16 protein-coding genes and 1 pseudogene are annotated in these 15,405 nt (G+C 49.9%); 10 read left to right on the top strand and 7 right to left on the bottom strand.

Annotated elements, in window-relative coordinates; all coding sequences use genetic code 11:
- Positions 1-461: 461 nt before the first annotated feature.
- Positions 462-1,642, top strand: a pseudogene (locus FP815_15600) (AAA family ATPase).
- A complete protein-coding gene (locus FP815_15595) occupies positions 1,642-2,196 on the top strand; it encodes a hypothetical protein (protein MBA3016356.1) in 555 nt (184 codons plus the stop codon). The pseudogene FP815_15600 and the gene FP815_15595 overlap by 1 nt, the downstream one beginning before the upstream one ends.
- 366 nt (positions 2,197-2,562) lie before the next feature.
- Here the strand turns inward: FP815_15595 and FP815_15590 are convergent, their stop codons facing one another.
- The 4 genes from FP815_15590 to FP815_15575 all read right to left on the bottom strand — a co-directional run bounded on the left by FP815_15590 (position 2,563) and on the right by FP815_15575 (position 5,434).
- Entirely contained in the window at positions 2,563-3,126 is a 564-nt protein-coding gene (locus tag FP815_15590; GenBank protein ID MBA3016355.1) for a tetratricopeptide repeat protein, read from the bottom strand.
- Positions 3,127-4,398: a serine--tRNA ligase gene (gene serS / locus FP815_15585; GenBank protein MBA3016354.1), complete on the bottom strand. Its 1,272-nt coding sequence runs from the start codon at positions 4,396-4,398 to the stop codon at positions 3,127-3,129.
- A 170-nt stretch (positions 4,399-4,568) separates the two neighbouring features.
- Positions 4,569-5,081 carry a molybdopterin-guanine dinucleotide biosynthesis protein B gene (gene mobB, locus FP815_15580; GenBank protein MBA3016353.1) on the bottom strand — a complete coding sequence of 171 codons (513 nt, stop codon included), beginning with the start codon at positions 5,079-5,081 and terminating at the stop codon, positions 4,569-4,571.
- Between the two features lie 11 nt (positions 5,082-5,092).
- On the bottom strand, positions 5,093-5,434 hold the full coding sequence (locus tag FP815_15575; protein ID MBA3016352.1) for a histidine triad nucleotide-binding protein: 342 nt from the start codon (positions 5,432-5,434) through the stop codon (positions 5,093-5,095).
- 220 nt (positions 5,435-5,654) lie between these two features.
- On the opposite strand from FP815_15575, the gene FP815_15570 reads away from it, so the two are divergent.
- Positions 5,655-5,987, top strand: a complete 333-nt coding sequence (locus tag FP815_15570) for a hypothetical protein (protein ID MBA3016351.1) — start codon at positions 5,655-5,657, stop codon at positions 5,985-5,987.
- A 298-nt stretch (positions 5,988-6,285) separates the two neighbouring features.
- Here FP815_15570 and FP815_15565 read toward each other — a convergent pair whose 3' ends face one another.
- The 3 genes from FP815_15565 to FP815_15555 all read right to left on the bottom strand — a co-directional run bounded on the left by FP815_15565 (position 6,286) and on the right by FP815_15555 (position 7,246).
- Complete coding sequence (locus FP815_15565) at positions 6,286-6,585, bottom strand: hypothetical protein (GenBank protein ID MBA3016350.1); 300 nt, start codon at positions 6,583-6,585, stop codon at positions 6,286-6,288.
- A 15-nt stretch (positions 6,586-6,600) separates the two neighbouring features.
- On the bottom strand, positions 6,601-6,918 hold the full coding sequence (locus FP815_15560; protein MBA3016349.1) for a peroxiredoxin: 318 nt from the start codon (positions 6,916-6,918) through the stop codon (positions 6,601-6,603).
- 76 nt (positions 6,919-6,994) lie between these two features.
- Positions 6,995-7,246, bottom strand: a complete 252-nt coding sequence (locus FP815_15555) for a sulfurtransferase TusA family protein (protein MBA3016348.1) — start codon at positions 7,244-7,246, stop codon at positions 6,995-6,997.
- A 321-nt stretch (positions 7,247-7,567) separates the two neighbouring features.
- Between FP815_15555 and FP815_15550 the strand changes: the two genes are divergently transcribed.
- The 7 genes from FP815_15550 (at position 7,568) to FP815_15520 (ending at position 15,282) form a co-directional block, all read left to right on the top strand.
- Entirely contained in the window at positions 7,568-8,890 is a 1,323-nt protein-coding gene (locus FP815_15550; GenBank protein MBA3016347.1) for a YeeE/YedE family protein, read from the top strand.
- A 691-nt stretch (positions 8,891-9,581) separates the two neighbouring features.
- Complete coding sequence (locus FP815_15545; GenBank protein ID MBA3016346.1) at positions 9,582-11,420, top strand: response regulator; 1,839 nt, start codon at positions 9,582-9,584, stop codon at positions 11,418-11,420.
- Positions 11,417-12,412, top strand: coding sequence for a flagellar hook-length control protein FliK (locus FP815_15540; GenBank protein MBA3016345.1), 996 nt, complete (start codon positions 11,417-11,419; stop codon positions 12,410-12,412). The genes FP815_15545 and FP815_15540 overlap by 4 nt, the downstream gene beginning before the upstream one ends.
- 157 nt (positions 12,413-12,569) lie before the next feature.
- Positions 12,570-13,103 carry a TlpA family protein disulfide reductase gene (locus tag FP815_15535; GenBank protein ID MBA3016344.1) on the top strand — a complete coding sequence of 178 codons (534 nt, stop codon included), beginning with the start codon at positions 12,570-12,572 and terminating at the stop codon, positions 13,101-13,103.
- Between the two features lie 181 nt (positions 13,104-13,284).
- Positions 13,285-13,488: a hypothetical protein gene (locus tag FP815_15530; protein MBA3016343.1), complete on the top strand. Its 204-nt coding sequence runs from the start codon at positions 13,285-13,287 to the stop codon at positions 13,486-13,488.
- A 54-nt stretch (positions 13,489-13,542) separates the two neighbouring features.
- Positions 13,543-14,433 (top strand): undecaprenyl-diphosphatase UppP, encoded by an 891-nt coding sequence (gene uppP / locus FP815_15525; GenBank protein ID MBA3016342.1) that lies wholly within the window; start codon positions 13,543-13,545, stop codon positions 14,431-14,433.
- Between the two features lie 156 nt (positions 14,434-14,589).
- Positions 14,590-15,282, top strand: a complete 693-nt coding sequence (locus FP815_15520) for a methyltransferase (protein ID MBA3016341.1) — start codon at positions 14,590-14,592, stop codon at positions 15,280-15,282.
- The last annotated feature ends 123 nt before the right edge of the window (positions 15,283-15,405 follow it).

The following is a 15,405-nucleotide window of genomic DNA, read 5'->3' as shown; positions in this document are numbered from 1 at the left end:
TACGTTATCTTGAAAAGTCGAAGGGGGTGTTGAAAACGCTCTCAGGTACTCTCGTCAATTTGCGATTTGCTCAGTAACATTCGCCAATATGGTAATTCTTATGATCATGCATGGACACCATAAGTTTGACATTACGAAGAGACATTCATTACAGTCAACTGACTACCCTAGGGCCAATGGGCTGATTTGTCCGGCATCCTCTGCCAGCCAACGACTTCCAGCCTCCTGACTCAGCTCGATTTGTTCATGTCCCAGCCAAGATCGCCGGAATGGACTTGATTTCTATGGAGGGTTAGGATATCACTTTGATAAGTGATTGAAAGTTACACCTATCTTTTTTAAAGTTGTGAATTCGACTTGGTGGTAGGAGAGCCTGTCAAGACTAAGAGTATAAGCAAAGTGAGGCTTTTTTACTCATTTTCTAAAGTTATCTCCACAGCTCAAGAATCACACTAAAATATATGCTAAACACGATTAAAATCAAATCATTCAAGTCACTTGAAGAGGTCGGTGTTGATCTCGGCCTGGTCAATGTCTTCATCGGCGCGAATGGTAGCGGGAAAAGCAATCTTCTGGAAGCCATCGGCGTGCTCGGTGCCGCCGCTAATGGGCGCGTCGACGATGAAGCCTTGCTACGACGTGGTGTTAGGCCAGGACTCCCAGCTCTCTATAAATCCAGTTTTACAGGTAGTCGGCAACCCGAGGCGATTCGATTCACCGCCTCCAATAAAGGCGCTTCCTATTCGGTCGGACTTTTCAACCCCCTGAACAAACCGGAACCCGCCTAGCGCTTCAAACATGAATTGCTGCAAAAGGGGAATGAAAAGCTCGTCGGGCGTTCCCCAAGTTTAATGAAACGTCTTGATCCCACCGCTGGTTACGCCGCTCTAAAGGCCGTAGAACTCTCTACAGAAAGTCTGGCTGGCAGTCTTCTAAAAGAACTGAGACAGTTCGCGATCTGCTCCCCTGACACTGCGACGTTGTGCGGACTGGACGCTGACCCTCAAAGCCGTGAGCCGGTCGGTTTGAGCGGCGGTCGCCTTGCCGAGGCGTACAAAGATGTCTTGGCGGGGCTTCCTATGCCCGACCAAGTGAAACTTCGTGTGTCAGTACTTAATTTGATCGATTGGGCAAACGGTTTGGGCACAGCAGGTCCGGATTCGGTGCCGGTGTCAAAGAACATACCGCAACCGACCCGCATCATGCGCTTTCGGGATCGTTTTATGGTTGAGGGTAGAGATTACTTTCCGGTTATGATGCCAGTGAAGGGGCTCTCTACGTCCTATTTATGATGGTCCTTGTTCATCATCCACTATCTCCACCCGTTTTTGCCGTCGATAACTTCGACCATGCGCTCAATCCCCGCTTGGCAAAGGCATTGACCCGTAATCTCTGCACCTGGGCAACTGAGCTCCGAGATCGACAACTTCTCCTTACTTCTCATAACCCTTTGGTGCTAGACGGTTTACCACTGAGGAATGATGCTGTTCGTCTTTTCACTGTCGAGCGGAGCAACCGAGGAAAAACCGTTGTCAGCCGCGTAAACATCAGTGATCAGCTTCTTCAAAAAGCAGAAGAAGGCGTACCTCTATCACAGCAATGGGTTATGGGCACTTTTGGCGGTGTGCCTACGAACATCTGATGAAGTACATCTACTTCGTTACCGAAGGTATCACGGATAAAATCGTTATTGAGGGGCTTATCGATTGTTGGTTGGATGGGGAAGATTTTATCTCCCGATCCATCCAGCCACCATCGTCTGACTATGCTGATGGTCTGTCGGCTAATCTTTCCGAAGGCTGGAAAGGTGTTTGTAATTGGTGCGCAGGGGAACGAATGGTCGGCCCTGCTGGGCGCGATGAAGCAATCAAAAATGCTGATTGCCTTATCGTGCATATTGATGCCGACGTTGTGACGGATCCCGAATTTAAAGCTCCCCCTTTGACGGACCTTGCCCCCCAGCTAGAGATGCATGTGACTGGATACGCAATCACCTCGCCTCATTGTTTGGTGGAACTTTGCCCGAAAATATTGTTTTGTGTGTTCCCTCACAAGATCTGGAAGCGTGGGTCCTTTGCGCTCTCCATCCTGACGTGGCTGATGAGAACGCCCCCATCGAATGTAGGCCAGAACCTGGGTCGCTGCTCGTTCAGAGGGTACCACATTGCCTTGTCCGACGTAAGGAAGGTCGATTAAAAAAAGAAACGCGTCGTTACCAGGAAAGCTTGTCAAGCATTGTGGCGGGATGGTCGCATTGCACGACGGGAATACCGCCTCGTTGTCCCGAGGCCTTTCGCTTCGAGGATGAGTTCAAGCGTACCGTTTTGTAAAAGAAAAGTTGTAGCCACTCCGTTAAGATTTCATCTAAGTGTCAAAATAAACTGGTTACTCCCGCAACTAAAGATTACTTCCGCACATCATTCCATTTCTCCACCTCACCAAACCGGATCTGCCTACTTGTACATCAACCCACTTCAAGCCGTGAGAGGCCAATTTTTTAACCGTAAACCGGGTACTGATTGCCGTCAACTGGAGTTTTTATCTTCATGCAAGAAGGTGGGGTCAGGATTTTTTGTGAATTATTTCAGTGAGGCGGTTAGCAAGGGTTTGATCGAGATTTTTGAGAGTGGTGAGTTGTCGATCAACGGCCACGTGATCGCGTAAGCGGTGAGCGATCAGACCGAGGCTGAATTGGGCCTTGACGTGGTGGGGCTTTCTGGAGATGATTTTGTACAGTGGCGCCATGGCCCGTTCCATTTCACCCCGGTGGAAATAGGCGACCGCCATTTTGTAGAGAACGTTTACGTTGTTCGGATCGCAGGAGTGTGCGCGTTTTAGAACGGCCTCGGCATCTTCGTATCGTTCTAGTTGAATATAGGCAAGACCTAACATGCCTAAGACCGTTCCGGTCGCCTCCGTCTTATCGATAACCCGTTCAAAAGCGGCTACCGCTTCCTGCCATTTCCCTAGCTTTCCCAGGCAATAGCCAATGTCATACCAGTATGACCATCGGTCAGGTTCCTCCTGCACGGCCCGTTCAAAAAATGTCAGCACCCTGCGATATTCCTCAGGACCCAAACGATTTGTTAATTGTGCTGCTGTCATAGTGTTAATGGTAACGGTCACTCAGCTGCTGAATCTATCGGTAAAGTAGGGTTTCAGAATTTCCGGGATCGTTATTTCGCCATTTTCCTGTTGATAATTTTCAAAGATGGCGGCAAGGGTCCGCCCCACGGCCAGGCCACTACCGTTTAAGGTGTGAACCAGGTTGCTTTTTCCTCCGGCCTGGGGACGGTAGCGGATGCCGCCTCGTCGTGCCTGAAAGTCAGCGAAGTTGCTGCAGGATGAAATCTCCCGGTAGGTGTTTTGGGCTGGCATCCAGACTTCGATATCGTAAGTCTTGCTGGATGAGAACCCCAGATCTCCACTGCACAAAGCCACTACGCGGTAGGGCAGTTCCAGCAGTTGCAGCACCTCTTCCGCGTCGCCAAGCAGGGATTCAAGTTCAGCGGCAGATGTCTCGGGAGTGGTGAACTTGACCAGTTCCACCTTGTCGAATTGATGTTGCCTGATCAGGCCTCGGGTATCTTTACCGTAGGAGCCTGCCTCCGAGCGGAAGCAGGGGGTATAGGCTACATATTTAACGGGCAGTTCCTTTTCGGCTAAGGTCTCGTCGCGGTGGAGATTGGTGACCGGCACCTCGGCGGTGGGGATCAGATAAAGGTCCCAACCTTGGGCTCGGAACAGATCCTCCTCAAATTTCGGAAGTTGACCGGTGGCGGTCATGGAGGCGCTGTTGACCAGAAAAGGTGGCAGCACCTCTTGGTAGCCGTGTCTTTGGGTGTGAAGGTCGAGCATGAAGTTGATCAAGGCCCGCTCCAGGCGCGAGGCCATCCCCTTGAGCACGGCAAAACGGGCGCCGGAGAGTTTGGCTGCCCGGTCAAAATCAATGATGCCTAACTCCTCCCCCAGTTGCCAGTGGGGCTTGGGAGTGAAGTTAAATGTCGGTGGGTGGCCAATTCGTTTGATTTCAAGGTTGTCTCGGTCGTCGTTGCCAAAGGGGACAGAGTCCTGGCAAAGGTTGGGGATCTCCATGACAATGTCATTGAGGTCGGCTTCGATAGTGGCCAGGCGCTGTTCGAGTTCCTTGATCTGGTCGCCAACTGCTCGCATCTCAAGAACCAGACTTTCAGCATCCTGCTGCTTGGCCTTTAACCCGGCTATCTGTTGAGAGACGGTCTTGCGGGTATTACGCAGGCCTTCGACCTCGGTGAGTAGTTGACGGCGTTCCTGGTCGATGATCACGAAGCGGTCTATCTTGCTGCCGTCGTGGCTGCGATAGAGCATTTTTTTCTTCACTAATTCAGCATTTTCGCGAATGAATCGTAGTTCAAGCATAAGTTTCCTTTGGGGTAATCGGCAGTGAGTAGGGGTTCAGTGAGTTGAAGTTTTGTTGCCGGCGATCAGAGCATAAAACATATAAAGGTAGTACTTATTTAACCCATTTTGCGGTGGGATTTCAAGGGGGTTTGCGGCAGAAATCTCTTAAAGTGGTTTGGATTCTGGAGTTACCGGGGTAGCGATTGTTTCCTGGAGGAGATGAGGGTGTCGATCAGAAAGTGGGCCACTCCTTCTGCATTATCAAGGGTAAAGACCGGCAGCTCACAGTCTATCTCTGTGTCGCTGACCAAGGCGATCCAGGTATGGTCGCGGACAAGGGGAGTCCGATGTGCGGTTGAACGGAAGATCTCTATTTTGGGGGCCGGTCCGCTCTTGTAGCCTTCGGTGATGACGATATCCACTTCACCGAAATATCGGCCGATCACCTCATCAAGCGGGAGGTCGTGATCAGAATCACGGATCACGCCCAGGCCGGTCGGTGAAGAGAGGGCGACAATAGAGGCCCCGGCCTGCTTGTGGCGCCAAGTGTCCTTGCCGGGCCGGTCCATGTCGAAGTCGTGAACATGGTGCTTGATGGTGCCTACTCGGACGCTGCAAGAGATAAGGGCCGGGATCAGTTTTTCCAGGAAGGTGGTCTTGCCGCTGTTGGCCTTGCCGATCAGGGAGACGACCGGCGGCATGGCAGGTAAGCTCACCCTGGAGGCCAGCTCAGGGAACGGCCACCAAGGACGTGCAGGTGGAAGTGAAAGACGGTCTGTCCGGCTTCAGCCCCGTTATTGACCACAAAACGGAAGTCTTTCTCTCCTAACTCATTGGCAAGAGTGGCGCCCATCTGCATCACCTTGCCGATCAAGGCGCGGTCGGCATCGCCTATTGCAGAAGGCCCGCTGAGGTGTTTTTTTGGGATGACCAGAAAATGAACTGGGGCCTGAGGGCTGATGTCGTGAAAGGCAAGAATGTCGTCATCCTCGTAAACCTTTGACGCTGGGATCTGGCCTTTGATGATTTTACAGAACAGACAATTGTCGCTCATGGGCGCTCCTTTGGTTAGGTGTTGTCAGGACTATGGACGAGAATGTACCGTAAGCGTGAAGCGAGCGCAAAGAAAATCAGATCGTTTTCTTTTGGCTTTGGAGGTTGACAAGTTATGTTCAAAAAGATTACACGACGGATGGTCGGCATGGGCTGGCGTGTTTTTAGGATTTTGTAGGAAGGGACTTTTGCGATTATGAATTGTGTTGAGGAAGGGACTTATGCGGCAACTATTAATCAATGAACTGAGTAACGATGAAGCGGCTAAAGCGAAGGAATTTCTGGCTGCCAACAGTCGTGTGGCCGGAGTAGAAGGTCTCTATTGGCTTGATATCCCACCCAGACTTTTGGGTGCGGCTCAAGAAGGCCATGGGGCGTGCGGACCTTTTGCCTTTGCCGTGGAGGTGGGTGATGACTTTGTCTCTTTTGAGCTGTTGATTCGGAGCGAGTCGAATCTTCACTGCTCGTGTACCTGTTATGCTACCCCCGACCAGCGGGGATTTCTGTTGTCGTTTATGGATCGATTGGTTGGAGAACAGGGGATCAGGGCTTAAAAAGGATCGCAAGGATCTAAAAAAAAGCCCCCTGCCAGGTATGGCCAGGGGGCTTTTTTTTACGTTGTAGGCGAAAGACTGATTACCACCAGCAGATGGTCTGGTCGGCGGCAAAGATCTTATCAACGAGTGTTCCGTAATCCGGAGCGTCAACGTTGAGATCAAAGGTGTCAGTATCGCGGCCTTCGGTGACGATCTCGACCAGTTTCTTGGTCGTGGCGTCAGGGGCGGAACGGTATACGTTTAAGATTTTCATCTTGGACTCCTCAAAATAAGTGCAAGTTATTAACGTTGGTTATCAGACGATCCCGTAAGGGACAATAATGTCCATTTCCCGCAGTTTCTGTCCGAGTTCCTCAAGGGTGATTTTGGCCATGTCGTTGGTCTCGACGTTAGCGTCTACGTTTGAGTAGACCTCGCCTTCCATGTCTCTGATCCAATCAAGATTTTCTCTGTTGTAATCATCCAGTGCCGGAACGGTGATATCAACGATCGCGCAGAACGAGTACATGTTCTCAACGGCCAGACCAAGGGCTGACCGCATGGAGTCATGGACGTAGTCATTATGTCTGGGGATGAAGCATACTTTTTTAGACATTGTGTTTCTCCTCTCTTATAAGGTCAGGTAGCAGTCGTACTCTTCGATGATTGCGCCATGTTGGGCCTGGGTCCCCATTTTTTCCTTGGTGAGTCCTTTGGGCACAACATTGACATCGAATCCTGCCTTGCCGTAACTGTCGGCACAGATGGAGGCGTCGACGTTTTCAAGTGAACATAATTCTGCAAATTCAGGCGTGGCGGTCAGTTTGGTGCCCCACCAGGTGAAAAATACCTTAACCTTTGATCCCTTGGCCAGCGCTGCCTTGGTTACACCCATGACATGTCGCATCTGGTTGGGATTGGTAACAAAAATTCCTAGACTTTTTGCCATTTTCTCTCTCCCTTAAAAAAAATAGTGGCGCATCCAAAAGTGGCTGATGCGCCATGTCAGTTACCTGCCGTGTGAATTAACCTTTTTTGATGAAAAAATGGATACAACCATCACCTTCTCTCTCTCCAACGAAGGTGTGCCCACTTTTTTCGCACCAGCCGGGCAGATCGTTGCGTGAGCCCGGGTCTGTGCCGAGAACTTCGAGAATCTCACCGGACTTTAATTTGCTGATCTCTTTCTTGGTGCGGAGGAGGGGCATGGGACAGCTCAAACCTTTTGCGTCGAGGGTCAGATTTGCTTTAACATCAGCAGGGGCAGTAATGCTCATAAGTGGTCTCCTTTGACATTGTAGTATGAATGACAGATTGCTATTTATGTACCTTTTCAATTTCTGTCTACCAACGATTAATTTTGATGTCAAGGGGTAAATGAATGATAATTCATTCTTCTGGCGTGTTTGCTTGCTTTTGTTGACAGGGCGGGATGTTATCTTACTTGACAAAATATTATCAGCTGGGTAGAAGGTGGGTATTCTGTGAGGTAGTGACTGCTACAGCGTAGTGTTGGTGGGCCTTTTTAGGTAGTTTCACGGACACTCGTTTGTGGTCCACTTGTAAGCATCTTTTGTTAACAAAGGGGAGGGAACGGCATGGCAGAGGAAAGCGTCTTTGTGGGCAAGGTTCAAGGGTTATACAAAAAATTATGTCAGGATGAGTGGAGCGCCAATACGGTGGGTATCATCGTTGGTCTTTTCAGTATTCTGGCCATGGCGTGGTGGCGTCCCTGGGGCGCAGTGGGCGCAGTAAGAAATTGGGGTGATTGGATTTTATACGGGGCAGGTCTTGCCAGTGAGGCTCCACGATCAGTTCTTTTCGATTCAGGCTCAGTGATCGGCATTGGTTTCGTTGTTGGCGCGTTTATCTCGGCTAATCTGGGAAGCGATTTCGCAATTCGTATCCCACCTGTTTTGGAGCGGGCTAAGGCTGTAGTGGCTGGTATTGTAATGGGTGTTGGCGCGAGTCTTGCCGGTGGGTGTAATGTCGGAGGCTTTTATAATGCTATCGGTAATCTGTCGGCCCATGGCTTTGCCATGTGGCTGGGATTAATCTTCGGGGCTATCGGTGGCTTGAAGTACATCTATTGGGAGATGGAGAATGTCAGTTGGGGTAGCGGCGGCGGTAAGACCATTGAACTGCCGAAAGCCTTGCAGGGTGTGTTTGGTCTTGCTGCTATCCTGGCCTTGCTCTGGGGAGCACATACTTATAGTATCAGTGAGGATGGTTATGCAGCGTCGCTCGGAGGTATGATGCTGATTGCCGCTGTCTTGGGTTATGCCATGCAGCGTGGCCGGTGGTGTATGATCCAGGGTTTTCGTGAGCCACACATGACAGGCGACTGTACCATGGCTAAGGCTGTGGCTCTCAGTGTCTGTATCGTTGCTATTGGCGCTGTGGTGTTGAAGTACCCGGTCCCTGAGCGTTTGAGCAATATCCGTTCAACCTTCAGCTCAGTGGTCGCTGAGGTTTCCGATCAGGCTGAGGATCTTGATATGGACGGAGTGCTTGAAAATGTTGATGGGGTCAGTGTTCTTGAGGAGAGTATCCCTGTTTTGGCAACTGGCAACTATGTACGCGGCACCTTTGGTTGGGGCGGCGTGGTTGGTGGCATGGTCTTTGGTTTTGGCGCCATGTTGGCTGGCGGTTGTGGTACCGGAACCCTCTGGCGGGTTGGTGAAGGCCAGATTAAGTTATGGATTGTGGTGCCGTTCTTTGGTGTTACTAACGCCTTGGTGGATGCTTGGTTTAAGAGTGGAGACTTCGAGGGCAGTGGGAAGTTGGGGTCTTATGTCTATATGCCGGACACCTTCTTGGGGTATAGTGGGACCTTGATCTTGATTCTGGCGGCTATGGCTATTTGGTATGTGGTGGTTGATTGGAATGAAGAGAGTAATAAATTGATGGTTGATATGTAATCTTCAATTCTCTAAAATATCCCGATTAAATAAGGGTCATGTCTGCCGTTAAGGCGGGTATGGCCCTTTTTTTATGCTTGACAGACAAAGCTATCTGTAACTAAAGCTGTAGTGAGTGAGAGTTTTTCCGGACTTATCCTTTGGTAGTATCCTTGATCTTTCTCGTGCAACAGCGGCCTTACCGTCTTTTTGCTGTGGTAGAGTAATTGGTAAACGTTCAGCAGCGCCGCATCTGCTTTGTCATCGGCCTGGTTCGCATACCATATGTATAGCGCACAGGCCTCTTTCGCGCATCTGCAGCACTGTGAACATCTACAGTAATTGTGCGGAGCAGCGAGTCCGTTTAAATTTTGAGAGGGATATGTTAGATACATTCCAGTGGAATTAAATTACTTGTGTTTGGTGTAGATACCATCAACAGCGCTTTTTCTGGCAAAAGAAGCTGTCTGTTTTAATTGTATTATCTTTGATGGCGTCGCAAAAAGCCCGATCTACTGCGTTGCAGCGCACTTTTGTTCATTCGGCACACCATATGTGTGGCCTCATTCGCAAAAGCACACTGCGCCTTGTATATCGGCCCTTTTGCTTAGCCATCCCGTGACTTTTTGCGAGACCATCATCTTTATCCTAATTAGCTAATTGACCGGGAGAGTAGTTTGTTACACTTCATAACTGTTTTGGGCAGGTTTTCATGAATATCAATTTTTCTGGATTTCAGCATACCGACACAGGTTATCATGCCGATCTCCTGAGTGCCGGAGAGGTCATCTTGATTGTCGATGATGATCTTTTGATTCGCGAACCCATCCGGGTGTTTTTCGAGGAGAATGGACTGTCGGTAAAAGAGGTAACTAGCGGCCAGGCTTGTCTTGACTTGCTGCGTTCTATGCCTGTTGCCTTGTTGGTCCTTGATATAGGCCTGCCGGACATGACAGGTCAGGAGATCCTGGCTCAGGTTAGAGAACAATATCCTCTGCTTGCTGTTATTATGCTGACTGGAATCGCGGATCTTGAGACCGCGATGGATTGTATCCGGCAGGGCGCTGATGACTTTTTGGCTAAACCGGTTCGGCTCAATGAGATCCTGCGTTCCGTGATCAAAAATTTAGAAAAGAGACGACTGATAATCCAGAACCGGCAGTATCAAAGTGACCTGGAAAATGCTAATTTCCGTATCCAGTTGATGCATCAACTCTCCCTGAAGATGAACTCAGTGTATCTCAACTCAGTGGAGCTTGACGAGATTCTGCAGGCTATTCTGGTCGGGATCACCGCCAATGAAGGTCTGCGTTTCAATCGGGCATTTCTTGCCATGTTCGACACCGATAATCAGGTGCTTAAAGGTCGTCTTGCCATTGGTCCTGGCTGTCGGGAAGAGGCGTGGAGGGTCTGGTCTGAATTGCAACAGAAGCAGCTTGATTTTTTTGAGGTGGTAAATAACGTCAAACTCTGTCGGGTCGGGACCGAGGACATGGGCCTTAATCGGCTGATCAGGGGGTTGGAGATCCCCTTGAGCGACAGCAAACATATCCTGATTCGTGCCGCTATGGAGCGGCGGAGCATTACCGTTGTTGGCGGCAGGGCTAATGGTTCTTCGTTTGATGATATGGTGAAATTTTTAGGCACGGAGGATTTTGTGGTTGTGCCACTATTTTCGCCTCACCGGGCTTTGGGGGTAATTATTGCTGATAATTATGTTACCAGGCAGCCGATCAGCGAGAGTCATGTCAGCGCCTTGGAGCTTTTCTCCAGCCAGGCGAGTTTGGTTATCGAACATACTCATCTGAATATGGATATGCAGAAGACCATTGTTCAGCTGGAGGAACTTAATCGAGAGCTTGATAAGAACAAAGACATGTTAGTTGAGGCGGAACGGTTTTCTGCCTTGGGCCACATGGCAGCGCAGATGCTCCATACCCTGCGCAACCCGATCACCTCTATTGGCGGTGTGGCCCGAATTATGGCCAAGAAGGCGCAGGATCAGGAATTGGCTCACTATGCTGATCTGGTGTATAAAGAAGCGGGGCGCCTGGAGACAACACTATCTGAGCTTTTCGAGTTCGTGACCCAGGACGAGATTCATCCGGAACCAACTCTTTTTTACCCTCTGTTGCACAATGCCCTGCTTCTTCTGCAAGGTGAGACGACAAAACGCCATATCGTGGTAGAGGTGGTCTTTCCGAACCCCGAGTTGACAGTTGAGGTTGATCCCTTGATGATTCAGAAGGTTCTGGTTCATCTGATCAAGAACGCAATTGAGGCGATGTTTGATGGCGGGCATTTGATCATTCAAATGATCCGTGAAGTTGATTGGCTGAAAATTGTGATTAAGGATACTGGAACTGGCATTGATGATGAGCAGCTTCGTCGTGCCCGGGAGCCTTTTTTCACTACTAAGACGTATGGGTCGGGTATAGGGTTAACAATGGTAGAGCGGATTGTTGCCGCCCATAAAGGGCAGTTCGTAATTGCCAGGCAAGAGCATGGGACCGAGGCGGTTGTGATGCTGCCTTGTCCCGGCAGACCATGAAGATCGGCGACTCTTCGCTTGTGGATCCTTTCCGGATCCGGTCGACTCATGGGGCGGGGGGTGAGAAGCAGGCGGTAGAGGTGGGGGGGGAGGGGCTAGCTCTGGGGCAGGTGCTCAAAGGCCGGGTGGCCAGCATCGATGCGTCAGGGATGCTGATTGTGGAGACGGACGCTGGAACTTTTCGAGCGACAGCGGTCAGTGCTTTGCCAGTTGGTCGTGAATTCCTATTTCAAGTGGCACACGCAGGGGGGAGCCCATTACTGGCAGAGGCTGGTAAGGCGAATGCGGTTTTGAATCTTCTGCGGGTCATGTTGCCGGGGATGTTTGGCTTGGATGGAGTTTGCTCGAAGTTGACTCAGGAGGAGATGGTCCGTGCCTTTTGGGATGGCCATGCTATGGATGGTCGGGTCGACCCCGTCAAGCTTGCCAAGACCATGGTTCAGTTCAGCCAGTGGCAGTCGTATGATAGGAAATCGATCCTGCCAGGCACTGTTCAGGCAGGGAGCGCTGAGACTCTTGCCGCCCAGAAAGTAAGTCAGTTGGTTGATGCACATGTCTTAGTTAATCAGACGACCGGGGGAAGTGTCGGAGGTGACTATGTTATCTTTCCGATTTTTTTTGCAGAGCAGGCAGGAAAGGGTGAGTGGCTTTTTTCTTTTGATCAGAGAGAGGGAGGAGAGGTCGGAGCGGACGGAGAAATCACCAATCTCTCTTTTTATCTCGCCATGAGTCGGCTTGGTGATATTCACATTTCCCTTTCAACTCGTCCACAGTCAGTGTCGGGGGTTATCACCCTGGCCACCGCAGAGGCGGCCGAACACGTTCGCCAGCACCTTGCCCTTTTGGTCCAAGCGCTTGAGCGAGTGACTGGCGCGGCAACAGTCATTACCTGTCGGTCCGGTCCAGTCGATTGTCTCAGGGCATTGAAAGATGATTTGACCTCCAAGGTTGGGGTGGTCGGTCGCTATGCCTTGATAGACGTACGGACATGATCCATCCCTGTCTTTTCGTTGACAGGTAAAATAATTCTGACTAATTGTAAAAAAAGTATACCGTGCTTATTATATTATTAAGTTGTGCCGGAAAGGGTGGTGTATTCTGCCCGTGGATTTGGCATCGCCGGGAAGTGGTTGCTCTGTGGTTTGGGTGGTGAGACAACAATTTAACATGGGGAAGGGAGAGGTAATGAAATCATCGATATGGAAAAAAATGGTGGGCATGCTGGTTGTCACCTTGTGGATAGGATGTGGGGGGGTAGCTCAAGCGGCGGTGAAGGTCCCTGATTTTGCTCTGCCAGCTGTTCAGGACCAAAAGGTGGTTGATATTACAAAATTACGTGGCAAGGCCGTGTTGATTAACTTCTGGGCGACGTGGTGCGGTCCGTGTGTCCAGGAAATCCCGTCATTGATCAGTCTGCAAAAGGAGTTTGGTCCCCAAGGGTTGGCAGTTATCGGCGTGTCCATGGACCAAGGCGGAGAGGGACCTGTTCAGAAGATTATTGATAAGACTGGAATTAATTATCCGGTGATAATGGGGAACTCCCAAATAAGCCGTGATTTTGGGGGGATTTTTGGTATCCCGGCATCATTTTTAGTTGATCAGTCTGGAACAGTGCGCAAGCGCTTCGATGGGTGGACCAGCCATGAGACCTTTGTCGAGGATGTAAAACAGATTTTACAATAAATTTTGACCCTCTAGCTACTACGATGCACATATTTATGGTTGACAGGATTTTTTTTTTTGGTACTCTTCTCCTAGTAAATTAATCGGTTTTTGAGTAGTTGCGTGAGACGGAGATGATTCCGTTGGACGCTGATTGTAGCGGAGGCAGTAAAACATTAATTTCACCAAGGAGAGAGCAAAGATGAAGAAGATCATGGCGTTAGCAATGGCATTGGCATTCACCGCTGGTACGGTTGTAGTGGCTCATTCATTCACCTGTGATGTCAAGGCAGTTGAGGGAACGACTGTTACTCTGGAGTGTAAGGACAAAGATACTGCAAAAATTGAAGTCGGTCAGCCAATCAAAGTTAGTCCTAACAAGAAGAAGGCTGTCGAGGGTTGTTAATTCCCCTCATAGGTTTCAGCTTAGGCTGAAATTCCTAAAGAGCTGTCCAGTCGTATGATTGGATGGCTCTTTTTTTGTTTTCATGGAAGTTCTTTCAACGTAGTTTATCACCCCTTGTTAAGGACGAAGGATTGTGAAATGGAGTTTGTAAAGGCAATTTTATTGGGTCTGCTACAGGGGGCAACAGAGTTTTTGCCGGTTTCGAGTTCTGGCCATCTGGTTCTGGCGGAGGCCTTTTTTCACATTCAGGAAGCGAGCATGGCTTTTGATGTGGCCCTGCACATGGGGACCCTGCTTGCGATTCTCGTTTACTTCAGAAAAGAATTCTTGGCCCTTTTCAGAGCAATGCTGCGCCCTGACCGTTCGGATGAAACCGTATGTGCTAATCAGCACTTGGCCCTGCTTCTCTTTGTTGCTACTATTCCGGCCGCTGTGTTGGGCAAGTTGTTTGGTGATCAGATTGAAGCAAACCTTCGTCAACCGGCGGTGGTGGCGTCTACCTTGGCCGGACTTGGTCTGATCCTGCTTTGGGCCGAGAAGATTGGCCGCCGCGGTCGCAGTTTTCATGAGTTGACTCTTGTCGATGCCATTATCATTGGGCTGGCGCAGGCCTGTGCCTTGGTCCCAGGAGTGTCCAGGAGCGGGATCACGATGACTGTTGGTCTGTTTCGGAACTTGGACCGGCCGACGGCAGCAAGGTTTTCGTTTTTGATGTCGGCGCCGATTGTTGCTGGGGCCGGATTGCTGCACTTGGTCAAGATTATCAAGGAGGGGTTTCCTCCTGGTCAAGAGGCATTTTTCCTGTATGGTTTTCTGGCCTCAGCTATTTCCGGTTATTTGTTTATCGCTTTTTTGATGCGTTATATTCAGACTAGGTCCTTCGCTGTGTTTGCCTATTATCGTATAGTGCTTGCTGGCGTCGTGGTTTGGACCATGTTTCGTTAAATTGCTAAGCCGTTGTAAAAAAGTAACTTGATCATTCTTGATCGCCGAATCGGCAAAAGGAGTCGTCAGGAAACGATCAACAGTGCCCAAGGTATTTTTTGTGACGGCCCCTATAGACACCTTGCCCCTCGGTGGCAGGGAAAGGACCCTTATCCTATGTCAATTGCTAAGGATTTACCCGAAAATGCGGCAGAACTTCTACGGAAGATCAGGAAAGATTACAAGGTTGCCTTTGAGCCTTTTCGGACCCGGGATGTTGAGATTCAATTACTGAAGGTCCAGGACTTGGAGTGTGTCTTAAAAGGGAGGGATCCCTTTAAAAATGTTTCCGAGTTTCCTTTTTGGATAAAGCTCTGGGAGTCGGCCATGGTCTTAGCCGATGTCGCGGCGACTTTGCCGGTAACCTCTGCTTCTCGTCTGCTGGAGTTGGGCGCTGGATTGGGCGCCCCTGGTCTGGTGGCCGCTGCCAAGGGGTTTCGGGTGACCTTGAGTGACTATGAGCAACGGATACTCGATTTTCAGAGAGTCAGCGCTGCAGCCAACGGTCTTAAGGTTGAATGCCGTTTTATTGACTGGACCAAGCCGTCGACTCTTAAGCCATTCGATACTATCCTTGGGGCTGAAATCCTGTTCCGTGAAGACCTGCTCTCGCCTCTGCTTACGTTGTTTGATAAATTGTTGGCTCCGGGTGGGTCCATTTACTTGGCACATGATCTGCGCCGGAAGACTCTGTATTCGTTTTTGGACAAGGCTCAGACCGATTATACGATTAAGGCTAAGAAGATCGAACTGACCTCAGGTGACGAGTGTTGCACAGTGATGCTAAATTGTCTGCAACGCAAAAATTGATGTGGTGATTTCATGCCTGTTTACGAATATGAGCATGAGGGTGAGGGGTGCCCAGCTCTGGGTAAAAGTTTTGAGCTTACCCAGTCCATCTATAGCGCTCCCTTCTCTCTTTGCCCCGAATGC

Source organism: Desulfobulbaceae bacterium (assembly GCA_013792005.1).
Taxonomy (GTDB): domain Bacteria; phylum Desulfobacterota; class Desulfobulbia; order Desulfobulbales; family VMSU01; genus VMSU01.
The sequence above is the reverse complement of the archived record's forward strand: the minus strand, read 5'-3'. Positions and strand labels throughout refer to the sequence as shown.

Bases quoted from the DNA above. Each gene is read 5' to 3' on its own strand.
- mobB (MBA3016353.1), bottom strand. From the start codon at position 5,081: ATGCCGCCGGTCGTCTCCCTGATCGGCAAGGCCAACAGCGGCAAGACC.
- FP815_15520 (MBA3016341.1), top strand. From the start codon at position 14,590: ATGTCAATTGCTAAGGATTTACCCGAAAATGCGGCAGAACTTCTACGG.
- FP815_15595 (MBA3016356.1), top strand. From the start codon at position 1,642: ATGAAGTACATCTACTTCGTTACCGAAGGTATCACGGATAAAATCGTT.
- FP815_15550 (MBA3016347.1), top strand. From the start codon at position 7,568: ATGGCAGAGGAAAGCGTCTTTGTGGGCAAGGTTCAAGGGTTATACAAA.
- FP815_15570 (MBA3016351.1), top strand. From the start codon at position 5,655: ATGCGGCAACTATTAATCAATGAACTGAGTAACGATGAAGCGGCTAAA.
- FP815_15540 (MBA3016345.1), top strand. From the start codon at position 11,417: ATGAAGATCGGCGACTCTTCGCTTGTGGATCCTTTCCGGATCCGGTCG.
- FP815_15555 (MBA3016348.1), bottom strand. From the start codon at position 7,246: ATGAGCATTACTGCCCCTGCTGATGTTAAAGCAAATCTGACCCTCGAC.
- FP815_15565 (MBA3016350.1), bottom strand. From the start codon at position 6,585: ATGTCTAAAAAAGTATGCTTCATCCCCAGACATAATGACTACGTCCAT.
- FP815_15560 (MBA3016349.1), bottom strand. From the start codon at position 6,918: ATGGCAAAAAGTCTAGGAATTTTTGTTACCAATCCCAACCAGATGCGA.
- FP815_15545 (MBA3016346.1), top strand. From the start codon at position 9,582: ATGAATATCAATTTTTCTGGATTTCAGCATACCGACACAGGTTATCAT.
- FP815_15530 (MBA3016343.1), top strand. From the start codon at position 13,285: ATGAAGAAGATCATGGCGTTAGCAATGGCATTGGCATTCACCGCTGGT.
- uppP (MBA3016342.1), top strand. From the start codon at position 13,543: ATGATTGGATGGCTCTTTTTTTGTTTTCATGGAAGTTCTTTCAACGTA.
- FP815_15575 (MBA3016352.1), bottom strand. From the start codon at position 5,434: ATGAGCGACAATTGTCTGTTCTGTAAAATCATCAAAGGCCAGATCCCA.
- serS (MBA3016354.1), bottom strand. From the start codon at position 4,398: ATGCTTGAACTACGATTCATTCGCGAAAATGCTGAATTAGTGAAGAAA.